The following is a 15,438-nucleotide window of genomic DNA, read 5'->3' as shown; positions in this document are numbered from 1 at the left end:
TCGTGCTCTTTCTTAAGGAGTTCATATGAGTTATTACCAGCCGGGCATTCTCGCCACCCCAGTTCCACCTCAAGCCCGTCATATGTTCTTCGCACTCGAATCCGCTGCTGCGCTGCCGGCTGCGCTCGATAACCTGAAGGGGCTGGTGGACGGGAAATCGGCAGTGGTCGGTTTTGGTGTCTCTCTGGTGAATGCGCTTCACGGTCAGGTCGAAGGCCTGCGCGTCTTTCCTGCGTTGACCGGTGTCGGTGTCGACAACCCGTCGACCCAGCACGCCGTTTGGTGCTGGTTGCACGGCGACGACCGTGGCGAGCTGCTCAATCGCAGCCATGCCATCGAAGCCGCCCTGGCACCGGCGCTGCGTCTGGTGCAGATGAACGAAACCTTCCGCCACATGAATGGCCACGACCTGACCGGTTACGAAGACGGCACGGAAAACCCGCACGACGAAGCTGCTGTGGCCGCCGCGCTGGTGGGTGAGGGTGCTGATGGCATGGTCGGTGGCAGTTTCGCCGCGATCCAGCAGTGGCAGCATGACCTGAAGGGTTTCCACGCGATGCCGTCCCATGAGAAGGACAACATCATGGGCCGTCGCTTGAGCGACAACGAAGAGCTCGATGACGCGCCGATCTCCGCTCACGTCAAACGCACCGCCCAGGAAAGCTTCGCCCCCGAGGCGTTCGTGGTGCGCCGTTCGATGCCGTGGATCGAAGGCGACCGCGCCGGCCTGATGTTCCTGGCGTTCGGTTTTTCCCTCGACGCCTTCGAAGCCCAACTGCGCCGCATGAGCGGTCTGGAAGATGGCATCACTGACGGTTTGTATCGCATCAGCCGGCCGATCACCGGCGGCTACTACTGGTGCCCGCCGCTCAAGGACGGTCATCTGGACCTGCGCGCACTGCGCGTCGGCTAACGACAAGGAGTGACTATGAACGTGGTGCGCTGGGGCATGATTGGTTGCGGGGATGTCACCGAACGCAAGAGCGGGCCAGCCTTCTACAAGGCGCCGGGTTCGGCGCTGGTGGCGGTGATGGGACGGCGTCTGGAGGCGGTGACCGATTATGCCGCGCGTCACGGCATCGCCCGGGTCTATACCGACGCCGAATCATTGATCAACGATCCCGAGGTGGACGCGGTGTACATCGCCACGCCACCCGACAGCCATCACGCTTACGCTTTGTTGGTGGCTGCTGCGGGCAAGCATTGCTGCGTCGAAAAACCCATGTCGCTGAATGCCGGGCAAAGCCGCGAGATGCAAAAGGTCTTTGCCGATGCCGGGCAGCATCTGTTCGTTTCCTACTACCGACGTTCGTTGCCGCGTTTCCAGCAAGTGCGGCAATGGCTGGAAGAGGGGCGGATCGGCGAGGTCCGGCACCTGACCTGGACGTTGACCAAAGCGCCGTCTCCGGCCGATCTTGGCGGTACGGATAACTGGCGCACCGATCCTGCGGTAGCCGGCGGCGGTTATTTCGCCGACCTGGCCAGCCATGGCTTCGACCTGTTTCAGTACCTGCTCGGCGACATCGTTGAAGTCGCCGGGTTTACGGCACGACAGGCCGGTTTGTATGCCGCTGAAGACGCCGTCAGCGCCAGTTGGCGGTTCGCTTCCGGGGCGATGGGCATGGGCTGCTGGAACTTTGTGGCAGACCGTCGCGAAGATCGGGTCGAGCTGATTGGCAGCCAAGGCCGGATCACGTTCTCGGTGTTCGATGAGCATCCCGTGCAGCTTGAAGCGGCAGAATCTCTCAGCCTGAACATCGACAATCATCAACACATCCAGTGGCACCACGTGCTGGGCATGAACGCCCACATTCGTGGTGAGGCGCAGCATCCGGCGGTGGCCGAGCAGGCGTTGAAAACCGATTGGGTGATGGACCAGATTCTCAAGCGTGTCTGAAAAAAGATCGCAGCCTTCGGCAGCTCCTACATGGACTCGCGTACACCTGTAGGAGCTGCCGAAGGCTGCGATCTTTTGATCCTGCTCTTCTCCCTCATCTAACCTTATTCTCAAACAGTATTTCTCACTCCCGCACAGCCTCTCTAAGATCACGTCATAACTCGTTATAACAAGTGATCTTCCATGACCGATAACGTTCTATCCCTGAGCAGCGTCCCGCTGCACACCCAGCTGCGGGATGTGCTGCGCGCTCGCATCCTTGATGGTGAATACCCGCAAGACAGCCAGATGCCATCCGAAAGCGAGTTGGGTGCACTGTTCAAAGTCAGTCGCATCACCGTGCGCCAGGCGTTGGGCGATCTGCAGAAAGAAGGGCTGATCTTCAAGATCCACGGCAAGGGCACCTTCGTGGCCAAACCGAAAACCTTCCAGAACGTCAGCACCCTGCAAGGCCTGGCCGAGTCCATGACCGGTCGCGGCTATGAGGTGATCAACCGTCTGCGCAGTTTCAAATTCATTCCTGCCGACAAACTCGTCGCCGAGCGTTTGCAGGTGGCTGAAGGCGAAATCGTGGCGCAGATCAAGCGAGTGCGGCTGATCAATCGCGAGCCGATCTCGCTGGAAATCACGTATCTGCCCAAGGCCATCGGCGAACGGCTGGAGAAGGCCGATCTGGTCACTCGCGACATCTTCCTGATCCTCGAAAACGACTGCGGTCTGGCGCTCGGTCACGCCGACCTGGCCATTGACGCGGTGCTGGCCGACAGCGACCTGACCCAGGCGCTGAACGTCGAGGCCGGCTCGCCGATTATGCGCATCGAGCGCCTGACCCACGACGCCAGCGGCCAGCCCCTGGACTTCGAACACCTTTATTACCGCGGCGATGCTTTCCAGTACCGCTTGCGGATCGACCGGCAAAAAGGGGCGCAGGCATGACTAGAAGTACCCTCGAACAGGAATACGACATCGTCGTGATCGGCGGCGGCACTGCCGGTCCGATGGCGGCGATCAAGGCCAAGGAACGCAACCGCGATTTGCGCGTGTTGCTGATCGACAAGGCCAACGTCAAACGCAGCGGCGCCATCAGCATGGGCATGGACGGGCTGAACAACGCGATCATTCCCGGTCACTCGACACCGGAGCAGTACACCAAGGAAATCACCATCGCCAACGACGGCATCGTCAACCAGGCCGCGGTGTATGCCTATGCGACCCACAGCTTCGAAACCCTCTCACAACTGGACCGCTGGGGCGTGAAGTTCGAGAAGGACGAGACCGGCGACTACGCGGTGAAAAAGGTCCACCACATGGGCGCCTATGTGCTGCCGATGCCGGAAGGGCATGACATCAAAAAAGTCCTGTACCGCCAGTTGAAACGGGCGCGGGTGAGCATCACCAATCGTCTGGTGTGCACGCGCTTGCTGACGGATGAGGAGGGCGCGGTCAACGGCGTGATGGGCTTCGATTGCCGCACCGCCGACTTCCATGTGATCAAGGCCAAAGCCGTGATCCTGTGCTGCGGCGCGGCCGGGCGCCTGGGTTTGCCGTCCTCGGGTTACCTGATGGGCACCTACGAAAACCCGACCAATGCCGGCGACGGTTACGCCATGGCCTATCACGCCGGCGCCGAACTTTCGAACCTTGAATGCTTCCAGATCAACCCGCTGATCAAGGATTACAACGGTCCGGCCTGCGCCTACGTGACCGGCCCGCTAGGCGGCTACACCGCAAACAACAAGGGCGAACGCTTCATCGAGTGCGACTACTGGAGCGGCCAGATGATGTGGGAGTTCCACCAGGAACTCGAAAGCGGCAACGGTCCGGTGTTCCTCAAGCTTGATCACCTGGCCGAGGAAACCATCCAGAACATCGAAGAGATCCTGCACAGCAACGAGCGCCCGAGTCGCGGCCAGTTCCACGCCAATCGCGGCACCGACTACCGCACGCAGATGGTCGAGATGCACATCTCGGAAATCGGTTTTTGCAGCGGTCACTCGGCCTCCGGCGTGTGGGTCAATGAGAAGGCCGAGACGTCGGTCAAGGGTTTGTACTCGGCCGGCGACATGGCGGCGGTCCCGCATAACTACATGCTGGGCGCGTTCACGTATGGCTGGTTTGCCGGCACCAACGCGGCGGATTTTGTCGCCGGGCGCGAGTTTTCACCGGTCGATGCCAAGCAGATAGAGACGGAAAAACAAAGGGTCTACGCGCCACTGGACCGCGAACACGGTCTGCCACCGGCCCAGGTCGAGTACAAGCTGCGGCGCTTCGTCAACGATTACCTGCAACCGCCGAAAGTGACCAAGAAGATGCAGATCGGCCTGCAACGCTTCAGCGATATCCAGCGCGATCTCGATCAGATCAAGGCCCACAATGCCCACGAACTGATGCGCGCCATGGAAGTCAGCATGATCCGCGACTGCGCCGAAATGGCCGCCCGCGCTTCGCTGTTCCGCGCCGAAAGTCGCTGGGGGCTTTACCACTATCGGGTCGATCACCCGCAGCGCAATGACAGCGACTGGTTTTGCCATTGCCACCTGAAGAAGGGTGAAGACGGGCTGATGACCAGTTTCAAGAAAGCCGTCGAGCCTTACATCATCCCGCTGGACGCCGATGAAATGCAGGCTTACGACCGGCTGCGGGTCGGTGCCTTTGCTGCTTGAGCATCATAAAAAGAGAGACCGCGAAATGGCCTATCAACCCCAGGAAATCTTCTTCCGCTCCAACGCGCCCGTCACGGTCGATGAGGACCTTTGCATCGCCCACAAAGGCTGCACCGTGTGCGTCGACGTGTGCCCGATGGATCTGCTGGCGATCAACCCGGCCACACAAAAGGCCTACATGGCCTTCGACGAATGCTGGTACTGCATGCCGTGTGAAAAGGACTGCCCGACCGGGGCGGTGAAAGTCGAGATTCCGTATTTGTTGCGCTGAAATGCAATCCATGTGGGAGCCAGCCTGCTCGCGAAGAGGTCGGCATGACTGGCATCTTTATTCACTGACCGGACGCCTTCGCGAGCAGGCTCGCTCCCACAGTGAATCGAAGTGACGAACTAAACGCCATCCGGCCACCCCCGGACGCTTGCTTCAAAACACCCCTCGTTTCCCACCACGCCCTGATCGTGGCGGAGACGAACATCCTAATAAATGATTCGAGGGGACACACCCATGTTATTGCGTGCAGCGTTTGCCGGTCTGGTACTGGCTTCATTCACCTTGTCGGCTTCCGCCGAAACCATCCGCATTGCCATCGGCACCCAGGACACCACGATCAACTGCGCCGCTGGCGGTCTGTTGATTCGCGAGTTGGGTCTGCTGGACAAATACTTGCCCCACGACGGCCAATACAAGGACGCCAAATACGAGGTCGAGTGGAAGAACTTCACCAGCGGCGCGCCCCTGACCAACGAGATGGTCGCCGGCAAACTCGACTTCGGCGCCATGGCCGATTTCCCCGGTTCGTTCAACGGCGTGGCGTTCGAAACCGCGGGCAAGCACAGCCTGTTCATCAGCGTGCTCTCGGGCAGCATCAAGGGCAGCGGCAACGGCATCGTGGTGCCGAGCGCATCGAGCGTGCAGTCGCTGGCCGAGCTCAAGGGCAAAACCATTTCCGTGCCGTTCGCGTCCACCGCCCATGGCATGTTGCTGCGCGCCGTAGCCGCTCAAGGCTGGGATCCGTTGAAAGACGTAAACATCATCGCCCAGCCGCCGGAAGTCGCAGGCTCGGCATTGCAGGCCGGGAAGATCGATGCCCACGCCGACTTCGTCCCGTTCGCCGAACTGTTCCCGAGCCGTGGTTTCGCGCGCAAGATCTATGACGGTTCCCAAGCGAATGCACCGACCTTCCATGGTGCGTTGGTCGATCAGAGCTACGCGAAAAAGTACCCGGAAATTGTCGTCGCATACCTGCGTGCAAGCATCCAAGCCAATCAGTTGCTGGCAGCCGAGCCTGAGAAATACAGCGAATTGATCGCCAAGGTCACCGGGGTCGATGCCGAGGTCAATTACCTGTTCCACGGTCCGCTCGGCGTGCAGACCCGTGACCTGAGCTGGAAGCCTGAATACCGTCAGGCGGTTAGCACTGCTATCGAGACTCTCAAGCTGTTGAAGAAGGCTGACCGCGGTCTCGACCTGAATACCTTCATCGACGACCAGTACATCCGCGCCGCCTTCAAGGCCTCGAACCTGGACTACACCGCGCAACTGGCCAACTACGGGCAGACGCCACTCAAGGCGGTGGATGCGCTGAGCGGCAAGGCGATTACCGACTTCAGTCATGTGGCCGAGATCTGGGTGCGTGGCGAACCGAAAGTCCGTCAATACGCTTCGGCGGAGGCCGCGTTCACCGCGTTGGCCAGCCTGAAGCAGGAAGGTAAAAACATCCGTGCGGTGTATGCCCAGGCGAGTGACAGCGGGATCAAGTTGCTGGCCGATCAGGCGTGGTTTGCCAGTGACGCCCAGGGACGCCTCAGCGCGTTCCTGCTCAAAGGCAAGGCCCAGCAGTTTGCCACGGCCCAGGGCGGCAAAGTCCTCGACTTCACCGATGCCACGACCCAGGCCGTCGCCGCCCGCTAAACCCCAGAACACCGCAAATTCCCTGTGGGAGCGAGCAGGCTCGCTCCCACAATGACTCGGTTGAGAGGAAGAATTGTGTACCGATCATATGTTCGCTGGATTCCAAGAGCAGCCTCACTGCTGCTCTGCCTTTTATTCTGGCAACTCGCCGCCAGCCACCACTGGAACCTCGGCCTTGTCACCTTCGCCAACGTCCCGACGCCACTGGCGGTTATCGAAGCAGCCCTCGGCCTCGGCGACTCCGGCAAACTCGCCCAGCACCTGAGCAGCAGCCTCAGCCGGGTGTTCGCCGGTTACCTTGCGGCGCTGATCATCGGCATCGCGTTGGGCCTGGCGATCGGTCGCTCGAAATGGGCTGAAGACTTGCTGCTGCCACCCCTGGAAGTCCTGCGCCCGATCCCCGCAGTGGCGTGGATTCCGCTGGCGATCCTGATGTTTCCGTCGTCAGAACTGTCGATGGTCTTCATCACCTTCACCGGTGCGCTGTTTCCGATCCTGCTCAACACCGTGCACGGTGTCGAAGGCGTCGATCCACGCCTGATTGCCTCGGCGAAAAGCCTCGGGGCAGGGCGCCGGGCGATTCTGCTGGAGGTGATCCTGCCGGGCGCCGCACCGAGCATCATTACCGGCCTCGCCATCGGCATGGGCACCTCGTGGTTTTGCCTGGTGACCGCGGAAATGATCTCCGGCCAGTACGGCATCGGCTATTACACCTGGGAGTCCTACACCATCCAGAACTACGCCGACATTGTGGTCGGCATGTTGCTGATCGGCGTGCTCGGGATGGGCAGCAGCCTGCTGATCAAACGCCTGGGCGGGTTGTTCACGCCTTGGCATCGACCACGAGGAAAAGCCTGATGAGCGTTTTTCAACACCCTAAGGGGCGAATCGATATTCGCGGATTGTCGATCAGCCTGGGAGAGGGCAGCGCTGCTTTTGAAGCGGTGCAAGGTCTGGATTGCCAAATCGAACCGGGGCAGTTTGTCTGCATCCTCGGGCCTTCCGGCTGCGGCAAATCCACCTTGCTCGGCGCGCTGGCCGGACACCTGCAACCCCGCGCCGGCACGCTGAACGTCGACGGCGCTCAAGTCTCGGGCCCATCACCGCAGCGCGGCATGGTGTTCCAGCACCACACGCTGTTCCCCTGGCGAACCGTGCGCGACAACGTTGCTTTCGGCTTGAAAATGCGCGGCATCGGTAAAACCGAACGGCACCAGGCCGCCGACGAAATCCTTGCCCTGGTGGGCCTCGAAGGTTTCGCCGATCGCTGGCCGGATCAGCTTTCCGGCGGCATGCAACAGCGGGTGGAAATCGCCCGGGTGCTGATCAACCGTCCACGCCTGTTGCTGATGGACGAACCCTTCGGCGCCCTCGACGCGCTGACCCGACTGAACATGCAGGAGCTGCTGCTGGACATCTGGACGCGGATTCGCACCACCGTAGTGTTTGTCACCCATGACATCGACGAAGCGCTGTTCCTCGCCGACCGGCTGCTGGTCATGAGCACGCGACCGGGCCGGATCATCGAAGACCTGCACCTCGACTTCCCTCGGCCACGCACCACCGAACTGGTCACCCGCCACGAATTCTCCCGCTTGAAGCGTCATTGCCTCGAGTTGCTGCGTCACGAAGACGGTCGGCAGTTGCCACGCCTGAACCCTCTCGGACTTCCCCCTGAAAACAAACTGCCGCGATTTGCCCTATGACCTCTCTATTCGATGTAACCGATAACGACGACATCCTTGCCCTGCAACCGCGTCTGATTGATGAAGACCCTGGCGTTCGCCGGATTGCCCTGATCGAACTGGCTGATCTTGAAGAGCCGGATGGCTTGCTTTGGCTGGTCAATCGCCTGGCTGAAGATCCGACCGAAGAGGTCCGCGCCGAAGCCGCGCGGCTGCTGGAGGCCTGGGAAGATGAGCCGGTGGTCGAAGCGCTGTGCCAGGCACTGACCGATCCTTCATTGGCCGTGCAAGCCGCCGCCGCGCAGAGCCTGAGTCTGCTCAAGAGTGAAGCGGCGGGCAGGGTGATTCTGCCGTGGACCGGGCATGCCGACATCAACGTGCGCATTGCCGCTTTCAGGGCCTTGCGCGAGTTGCGCTTTCCCGATGCTGCCGCGGCTGCTTCAGGGGCCTTGAACGATGAAGACGCCAGCGTTCGCCGCGAAGCCGTCGGCGTACTCGGCTGGCTCAAGCAACTTGATGCCTTGCCGGCCCTGGCCCGATTGGCCAGTGATGACCCGGACACCGAAGTCCGCCGCGCCGCTACCGGGGCGTTGGGCCTGGCGTCTGACGCACAGGTCCTGCCGGCCCTGCGCCTGGCATTACAGGACGCAGCCTGGCAAGTGCGCGAAGAAGCCGCCACCACGCTGGGCAAGGTCGGACACACCGACGCAGGCCCGGCATTGGTCGAAGCCTTGAGCGACGATTACTGGCAAGTGCGCCTGCGTGCTACCCGCAGCCTCGGCCGTTTGCGTTACGTCCCGGCCCTCGATGCACTGATCGAAACCCTTGGCCACCGCATCAGCAACCTGCGCAAGGAAGCCGCCCTGGCCCTTGGCGAACTGAACGATAAAGGCGCCATCGCGCCGTTGCAGGCCGCTCAGGATGACGGCGACCCGGAAGTGCGCAAAGCCGTGCGCATCGCCTTGAGTCAGCTGCAATGAACCCGGTTGCGATTGGCAATTCCCGGAGCAAACAGCAACTGCGCCTGAACTGGCCGGATGGGCGTGAGCAGTTGCTCGACCACGCCGAGTTGCGTCGTCAGTGCCCGTGTTCGCAATGCCGGGCGTTTCGATTGCAAGGGCTGACGGTGAGAGTCGATGAGCGCATCCGTGTCGTCGAACTCAACTCCCAGGGCTATGGCCTGCAACTAATCTTCAGCGATGGCCATGAGCGCGGGATCTACCCGTGGCCCTACCTCTCAGGACTCACCTGAAACCTGTAGGAGCTGTCGAGTGAAACGAGGCTGCGATCTTTTGATGTTGTTTTTAAAGAGCAAGATCAAAAGATCGCAGCCTCGTTTCACTCGACAGCTCCTACATGGCTCCTACAAGTCCTTGTCAGGAAATCGCCAAAAGAGTACAAATGTACTCCATGACGACTCTCACTCCCCGCCGCACCGCCATCCTGACCTTTATCCGCGATCGCATCGCCGAACACGGTCAGCCCCCGAGCCTCGCTGAAATCAGCGAGGCGTTCGGTTTCGCCTCCCGTAGCGTGGCACGCAAGCATGTGCTGGCGCTGACCGAAGCCGGTTTCATCGAGGTCAACCCGCATCAGGCCCGTGGCATTCGCTTGCTCGGGCAGCCGGTGCGGCCCGAACTGCTGGACATTCCGGTACTCGGTCGGGTGGCGGCCGGTGCGCCGATGGGTGCCGATGCCGAGGTTCACAGCCGCTTGCTGCTCGACCCGTCGATCTTCTCGCGAGTGCCGGATTACATGCTGCGGGTCCAGGGCGATTCGATGATCGAGGATGGCATTCTCGACGGCGATCTGGTGGGCGTGCACCGCAACCCCGAGGCGCTCAACGGCCAGATCGTCGTCGCGCGGCTTGACGGCGAAGTCACGATCAAGCGTTTCGAGCGGGTTGGCGATGCCGTGCGCTTGCTGCCGCGCAACCCGGCGTATAAGCCGATCATCGTTCGCGCCGATCAGGACCTGGCCATCGAAGGGGTGTTCTGCGGTCTGGTGAGGCAAGGGTGATGGGGGCCGTCGTTGCGCTGGACACGCTGTTCAATGGCGGCCAGGTCTGGAAGGGGCGGCCTGCGCCGCCGGCCGTCAGCCCGCAACCCACCGGGCATGCGGCACTGGATGCGGCGTTGCCCACCGGTGGCTGGCCGGAAGCGGCGCTGACTGAAATCCTGCTGGCCGGGCAGGGCGTTGGCGAGTTGCAACTGGTATGGCCAGCACTGGCGCGGTTGTCCGTAGCGGGTGAGCGTATCGTGCTGGTGGCACCGCCTTGCGTGCCGTATCCCCAGGCGTGGCAGAACGCCGGGATCGATCTGCGGCAATTGTCGATCATCCAGGCCAGCGAGCGTGATGCGCTGTGGGCGGCGGAACAGTGCCTGCGTTCGGGCAGTTGCGGCGCGGTGCTGTGCTGGCCGCACAAGGCCGATGATCGCGCCTTGCGCCGCTTGCAGGTGGCGGCGGAAACCGGTCAGACCCTGGCGTTCGCCTATCGCTCGATCAGCGAGGCCATCAACCCTTCGCCTGCGGCCCTGCGCATTGCCATCGATGCCCGGCCTGCGCAACTACGAGTGCTCAAGTGCCGGGGCGGGTTGGCCCGTTCGGCACCGATTGCCTTTACCGTGGGGCATTGAGGTTGCCATGCGCTGGGTGTGCATTCTTTTCCCGCAATTGGCGCTGGACGCAGTACTGCGTCAGCGCTCCAACCCCGATGAGCCCCTGGCGCTGCTGACCGGCCCTGCTCAGCGTCGGGTGTTGCAGGCGGTCAACGCTTCGGCGCGGGCATTGGGCTTGCGTCCGGGCCAGTCCATGACCGCCGCGCAGGCCCTGAGCAAAGGGTTTGTCACGGCTGAGTACGACGCTGCCGAGATCGAGCACTGGCAGCAGTTTCTCGCCGCGTGGGCCTACCGCTTCAGCTCCCAGGTCAGCGTGCATTATCCGCGTGCGGTGGTGTTTGAAATCGAATCCAGCCTGGGGTTGTTCGGGGGCTGGTCGCCATTCGAGGCGCGATTGCGGGCCGAACTCGGCGAGCTTGGGTTTCGCCATCGGATTGTTGCCGCGCCCAATCCGGTGGCGGCACGGGTATTGGCCAATACCTATGACGGTCTGGTGGTGCCTGACGATCAAGCCTTGCAACATCATCTGGGGCAGTTGCCCATCGACCGGATCGGGCTGGAGGCGACCGTCGCCACGGCGTTGTCACGCATGGGGTTGCGCACCTTGAATCAGGTGCAGGCGTTGCCCCGGCAGAGTCTGGCCCGGCGTTTCGAGGCTCAGGTGCTCAAGCATCTGGACACCTTGCTGGGTGCGCGGCGACTGGCGCTGGCGTTCTATCTGCCGCCGGACCGGTTTGACGTGCGCATCGAACTCAATTTCGATGTGCAGTCCCATCAGGCGCTGCTGTTTCCGTTACGCAGGCTGACCGGCGACCTGTCGACGTTTCTTTGCGGTCGGGACAGCGGTGTGCAGCGCTTTGACTTGCACCTGGAGCACGCCGGGTTGTCGGACACCGTCATCAAGGTCGGCCTGCTCAGCGCCGAGCGCGATCCGGCGATGCTCTTCGAACTGGCCCGGGGGCGGCTCGAACAGGTTCAGGTCGAGGCGCCGGTGCGTGGTTTTCGTTTGCGCGCCGAAGACTTGCCGGCCTTTGTTCCCCAGTACCAGGAACTGTTCGACGATCGCCCGCAGCAGTCCTTGCCCTGGGAGCAACTGCGCGAGCGCTTGCGCGCACGGTTGGGGGATGACGCGGTGCATGGCTTGCGGTTCCAGGCCGATCACCGACCGGAGTGCGCGTGGCAGGCCAGTGTCGACAGCCAGCGCTGCGGGGTGATGCCTGCCATGCGACGTCCGGGCTGGCTGCTGACGGAACCGCACGCGGTACACGAAGGCTCGACGCGCATTCTCATGGGGCCGGAACGCATCGAGTCCGGTTGGTGGGACGGAAGCGACGTGCGCCGGGATTACTACCTGATCGAAACCCGTTCCGGCCAGCAGGGCTGGGCCTATCGCACGGTCGGTGAGGACGGCCCGTTGTGGTTGCAGGGCTGGTTTGCATGAGTGGCGACTACGCCGAACTGCACTGCCTGTCGAACTTCAGTTTCCAGCGCGGTGCTTCCAGTGCGCTCGAGCTCTTTGAACGGGCGAAAAAGCAGGGCTATCAAGCGCTGGCGATCACTGACGAATGCACCCTGGCCGGGATCGTCCGGGCCTGGCAGGCGGCCAGGTCCGTTGAGCTGCCGCTGATCATCGGCAGCGAAGTGCGGATCGAAGGCGGTCCGAAACTGGTGCTGTTGGTGGAAAACCTCGAGGGTTACCAGAACCTGTGCCGACTGATTACCCGAGCCCGGCGCCGCACGCAGAAAGGCCAGTATCAGGTGCTGCGAGAGGACTTCAGCGAATCCTTGCGGGGGCTGTTGGCGTTGTGGGTGCCAGACGCTGTCGATGACTTCGAGCAGGGCCATTGGCTGAAGCAGACCTTCGCCGAACGCCTGTGGCTGGCAGTCCAGTTGCATCGCGGTCAGGACGATACCCGGCGGTTGAGCGAGCTGTTGATGCTGGCCAGGGAGCTGCGGATACCGGCAGTGGCCAGCGGTGATGTGCACATGCACGCGCGCGGGCGGCGCGCCTTGCAGGACACCATGACCGCGATCCGTCATCACCTGCCGGTGGCCGAGGCCGGATTGCGCCTGCACCCCAATGGCGAGCGGCATTTACGCAGTCTCGACGCCTTGCGCGATCTTTATCCGCAAGCCTTGCTCGACGAAACCCTGACCATCGCCCGACGTTGCACTTTCGACCTCGGCCAGTTGCGTTATCAGTATCCCCGCGAGTTGGTGCCCGAAGGTCACACGGCCACGTTCTGGCTGCGTGCCCTGACTCAACAGGGCATTCAGTGGCGCTGGCCGAAAGGTCCGCAAGCCAAGGTGCTGGTGCAGATCGACAATGAACTGGAACTGATCGCCGAACTGGGCTACGAAAGCTATTTCCTGACGGTCCACGACATTGTTCGTTTCGCCCGTGATCAAAAAATCCTTTGTCAGGGCCGCGGTTCTGCTGCCAACTCGGTGGTGTGCTTTGCCTTGGGGATCACGGAAATCGATCCGGATCGCACCACATTATTGTTCGAGCGCTTTCTCTCCAGAGAGCGCAACGAGCCGCCGGATATTGATGTGGATTTCGAGCATGAACGCCGCGAAGAAGTCCTGCAGTACGTGTTCCAGCGTTATGGTCGGACCCGCGCCGCGCTGACCGCGGTGGTCAGCACGTATCACTCGGCTGGCGCGGTGCGTGATGTGGCCAAGGCCTTGGGTTTGCCGCCCGACCAGATCAATGCCCTGGCCGATTGCTGCGGCCACTGGAGCGACGAAACACCCCCGGTGGAACGCCTGCGTGAAGGCGGCTTCGACCCCGACAGTCCGGTGTTGCGCCGGGTGCTGAGCCTGACGGGACAATTAATCGGTTTTCCCCGGCACCTGTCCCAGCACCCCGGTGGTTTCGTGATTTCCGAGCAGGCCCTGGATACTCTGGTGCCGGTGGAGAACGCCGCCATGGCCGAGCGCACCATCATCCAGTGGGACAAGGACGATCTGGATGCGGTCGGTTTGCTCAAGGTCGATATCCTTGCGCTGGGCATGCTCAGTGCGATTCGTCGCTGTTTCGATTTGCTTCGCCGTCATCGCAATCTGGACTTGAGTCTGTCGACTGTGCCCTCCGAAGATTCGCAAACTTACGACATGATTGGCCATGCGGACACCATCGGCGTGTTCCAGATCGAGTCCCGGGCGCAGATGTCGATGCTGCCAAGGCTCAAACCCAGGAAGTTTTACGATCTGGTGATCGAGGTGGCAATCGTCCGTCCGGGGCCGATTCAGGGCGGGATGGTGCATCCGTATCTGCGCCGCCGCAAAGGTGAGGAGGAAGTGAAATACCCCTCGGAAGAACTGAAGGTGGTGCTGGAACGCACCTTGGGCGTGCCACTGTTCCAGGAACAAGTGATGCAAATCGCCATCGTCGCCGCCAATTACAGCCCCGGCGAAGCCGATCAGTTACGCCGTTCCATGGCAGCCTGGAAACGCCACGGCGGCCTCGAGCCCCACAGGGATCGCCTGGCCGCCGGGATGAAGAAAAACGGCTACACGGCCGAGTTCGCCGCGCAGATCTTCGAACAGATCAAAGGCTTTGGCAGCTACGGTTTCCCCGAGTCCCACGCCGCCAGTTTTGCCTTGCTGACCTATGCCAGTTGCTGGTTGAAATGCCACGAACCAGCGGCCTTCGCCTGTGCGCTGATCAACAGCTGGCCCATGGGTTTCTACAGCCCGGACCAGATTCTGCAGGACGCTCGCCGGCATCATTTGCAGATCCGTCCAGTAGACGTGCGCGCCAGCGACTGGGATTGCAGCCTTGAACCGATCATCGGCGCGCAACCGGCGATTCGCCTGGGGTTGCGGATGATCAAGGGTTTTCGCGAGGACGATGCCCGGCGCATCGAGGCAGCGAGGTCCAAAGGCATCTTTGTCGACGTTGCCGACCTCGGCGAGCGGGCGCAACTGGATGCCCGTGCCCAGGAGCAATTGGCCGACGCCGGTGCGTTGCGCGGGTTGGCCGGTGACCGACATCGGGCGCGCTGGGAAGTGGCAGGTGTACAGAAGCAGCTCGGCTTGTTTGCCGGTTTGCCGAGTCAGGAGGAGGACGCGGTGTCGTTGCCCAAACCCACGGTGGGCGAAGACCTGCTGGCCGATTACAACAGTGTCGGCACCACCCTCGGCCCGCATCCGCTGGCCTTGCTGCGGGGCGAATTGAAAACCCGGCGCTGTCGCAGTTCGAAAGAACTGCTCGATGTCGAGCATGGGCGCCCGGTCAGCGTCGCCGGGCTGGTGACTGGTCGGCAACGTCCAGGCACCGCCAGTGGCGTGACCTTCGTCACCCTTGAAGACGAGTTCGGCAACGTCAACGTGGTGGTCTGGCGCGACCTCGCTGACCGGCAGCGACAGGTGTTGGTCGGCTCGCAATTGCTCAAGGTCGATGGGCGCTGGGAAAAGGCAGGCGAAGTGCGACACCTGATTGCCGGACGCTTGAGCGACCTGAGTGCCTTGCTCGATGGCATCAGCGTACGCAGTCGGGATTTCCGTTGACCCCCCGTCATAGGCAATCCCTGTAGGAGCTGCCGCAGGCTGCGATCTTTTGGTGACCTTGAGAGATCGCAGAAGGTCAAAAGATCGCAGCCTGCGGCAGCTCCTACAGGGGAGTGCAAGCCAATGAGCTGACGTCAAAAATGAATTA

Annotated in this window: 14 protein-coding genes; all 14 read left to right on the top strand. The window is 61.9% G+C overall.

Translation table 11 applies throughout. From position 1 onward, the window contains the following. Positions 1-25 precede the first annotated feature (25 nt). The 14 genes from ACYZUD_RS09890 to ACYZUD_RS09825 all read left to right on the top strand — a co-directional run bounded on the left by ACYZUD_RS09890 (position 26) and on the right by ACYZUD_RS09825 (position 15,290). The gene (locus ACYZUD_RS09890; RefSeq protein WP_462023834.1) at positions 26-913 is read left to right on the top strand and encodes a Dyp-type peroxidase; all 888 of its coding nucleotides are present in this window, start codon (positions 26-28) and stop codon (positions 911-913) included. 15 nt (positions 914-928) lie between these two features. Further along, positions 929-1,897 carry a Gfo/Idh/MocA family protein gene (locus ACYZUD_RS09885; protein ID WP_462023833.1) on the top strand — a complete coding sequence of 323 codons (969 nt, stop codon included), beginning with the start codon at positions 929-931 and terminating at the stop codon, positions 1,895-1,897. 183 nt (positions 1,898-2,080) lie between these two features. Beyond that, positions 2,081-2,833, top strand: a complete 753-nt coding sequence (locus ACYZUD_RS09880) for a GntR family transcriptional regulator (protein ID WP_462023832.1) — start codon at positions 2,081-2,083, stop codon at positions 2,831-2,833. Then, entirely contained in the window at positions 2,830-4,560 is a 1,731-nt protein-coding gene (locus tag ACYZUD_RS09875; protein ID WP_462023831.1) for a fumarate reductase/succinate dehydrogenase flavoprotein subunit, read from the top strand. The genes ACYZUD_RS09880 and ACYZUD_RS09875 overlap by 4 nt, the downstream gene beginning before the upstream one ends. 25 nt (positions 4,561-4,585) lie before the next feature. Then, on the top strand, positions 4,586-4,831 hold the full coding sequence (locus ACYZUD_RS09870; RefSeq protein ID WP_007946457.1) for a 4Fe-4S dicluster domain-containing protein: 246 nt from the start codon (positions 4,586-4,588) through the stop codon (positions 4,829-4,831). Positions 4,832-5,065: 234 nt separating this feature from the next. After that, positions 5,066-6,472 (top strand): ABC transporter substrate-binding protein, encoded by a 1,407-nt coding sequence (locus ACYZUD_RS09865; protein ID WP_462023830.1) that lies wholly within the window; start codon positions 5,066-5,068, stop codon positions 6,470-6,472. A 51-nt stretch (positions 6,473-6,523) separates the two neighbouring features. Beyond that, on the top strand, positions 6,524-7,330 hold the full coding sequence (locus tag ACYZUD_RS09860) for an ABC transporter permease (RefSeq protein WP_462023829.1): 807 nt from the start codon (positions 6,524-6,526) through the stop codon (positions 7,328-7,330). Beyond that, complete coding sequence (locus ACYZUD_RS09855; protein ID WP_462023828.1) at positions 7,330-8,178, top strand: ABC transporter ATP-binding protein; 849 nt, start codon at positions 7,330-7,332, stop codon at positions 8,176-8,178. The genes ACYZUD_RS09860 and ACYZUD_RS09855 overlap by 1 nt, the downstream gene beginning before the upstream one ends. Next, positions 8,175-9,137 (top strand): HEAT repeat domain-containing protein, encoded by a 963-nt coding sequence (locus ACYZUD_RS09850; RefSeq protein ID WP_462023827.1) that lies wholly within the window; start codon positions 8,175-8,177, stop codon positions 9,135-9,137. Before ACYZUD_RS09855 ends, ACYZUD_RS09850 begins: the two co-directional genes overlap by 4 nt. After that, the gene (locus ACYZUD_RS09845) at positions 9,134-9,409 is read left to right on the top strand and encodes a DUF971 domain-containing protein (protein ID WP_462023826.1); all 276 of its coding nucleotides are present in this window, start codon (positions 9,134-9,136) and stop codon (positions 9,407-9,409) included. The genes ACYZUD_RS09850 and ACYZUD_RS09845 overlap by 4 nt, the downstream gene beginning before the upstream one ends. Positions 9,410-9,558: 149 nt before the next feature. Further along, positions 9,559-10,176, top strand: a complete 618-nt coding sequence (gene lexA, locus ACYZUD_RS09840; protein WP_462023825.1) for a transcriptional repressor LexA — start codon at positions 9,559-9,561, stop codon at positions 10,174-10,176. Then, the gene (gene imuA / locus ACYZUD_RS09835; RefSeq protein WP_462023824.1) at positions 10,176-10,793 is read left to right on the top strand and encodes a translesion DNA synthesis-associated protein ImuA; all 618 of its coding nucleotides are present in this window, start codon (positions 10,176-10,178) and stop codon (positions 10,791-10,793) included. The genes lexA and imuA overlap by 1 nt, the downstream gene beginning before the upstream one ends. A gap of 7 nt (positions 10,794-10,800) precedes the next feature. After that, positions 10,801-12,216: a Y-family DNA polymerase gene (locus ACYZUD_RS09830; protein ID WP_462023823.1), complete on the top strand. Its 1,416-nt coding sequence runs from the start codon at positions 10,801-10,803 to the stop codon at positions 12,214-12,216. Beyond that, positions 12,192-15,290 (top strand): error-prone DNA polymerase, encoded by a 3,099-nt coding sequence (locus ACYZUD_RS09825; RefSeq protein ID WP_462023822.1) that lies wholly within the window; start codon positions 12,192-12,194, stop codon positions 15,288-15,290. The genes ACYZUD_RS09830 and ACYZUD_RS09825 overlap by 25 nt, the downstream gene beginning before the upstream one ends. The last annotated feature ends 148 nt before the right edge of the window (positions 15,291-15,438 follow it).

This window comes from Pseudomonas sp. XS1P51, from assembly GCF_054897845.1.
Note: the sequence above shows the minus strand (reverse complement) of the source record. Positions and strands in the feature narration are given on the sequence as shown.

What these genes read in the sequence shown, in the direction of transcription:
- ACYZUD_RS09890 (WP_462023834.1), top strand. Translation starts at nt 26, where the DNA reads ATGAGTTATTACCAGCCGGGCATTCTCGCCACCCCAGTTCCACCTCAA.
- ACYZUD_RS09885 (WP_462023833.1), top strand. Translation starts at nt 929, where the DNA reads ATGAACGTGGTGCGCTGGGGCATGATTGGTTGCGGGGATGTCACCGAA.
- ACYZUD_RS09880 (WP_462023832.1), top strand. Translation starts at nt 2,081, where the DNA reads ATGACCGATAACGTTCTATCCCTGAGCAGCGTCCCGCTGCACACCCAG.
- ACYZUD_RS09875 (WP_462023831.1), top strand. Translation starts at nt 2,830, where the DNA reads ATGACTAGAAGTACCCTCGAACAGGAATACGACATCGTCGTGATCGGC.
- ACYZUD_RS09870 (WP_007946457.1), top strand. Translation starts at nt 4,586, where the DNA reads ATGGCCTATCAACCCCAGGAAATCTTCTTCCGCTCCAACGCGCCCGTC.
- ACYZUD_RS09865 (WP_462023830.1), top strand. Translation starts at nt 5,066, where the DNA reads ATGTTATTGCGTGCAGCGTTTGCCGGTCTGGTACTGGCTTCATTCACC.
- ACYZUD_RS09860 (WP_462023829.1), top strand. Translation starts at nt 6,524, where the DNA reads ATGACTCGGTTGAGAGGAAGAATTGTGTACCGATCATATGTTCGCTGG.
- ACYZUD_RS09855 (WP_462023828.1), top strand. Translation starts at nt 7,330, where the DNA reads ATGAGCGTTTTTCAACACCCTAAGGGGCGAATCGATATTCGCGGATTG.
- ACYZUD_RS09850 (WP_462023827.1), top strand. Translation starts at nt 8,175, where the DNA reads ATGACCTCTCTATTCGATGTAACCGATAACGACGACATCCTTGCCCTG.
- ACYZUD_RS09845 (WP_462023826.1), top strand. Translation starts at nt 9,134, where the DNA reads ATGAACCCGGTTGCGATTGGCAATTCCCGGAGCAAACAGCAACTGCGC.
- lexA (WP_462023825.1), top strand. Translation starts at nt 9,559, where the DNA reads ATGTACTCCATGACGACTCTCACTCCCCGCCGCACCGCCATCCTGACC.
- imuA (WP_462023824.1), top strand. Translation starts at nt 10,176, where the DNA reads ATGGGGGCCGTCGTTGCGCTGGACACGCTGTTCAATGGCGGCCAGGTC.
- ACYZUD_RS09830 (WP_462023823.1), top strand. Translation starts at nt 10,801, where the DNA reads ATGCGCTGGGTGTGCATTCTTTTCCCGCAATTGGCGCTGGACGCAGTA.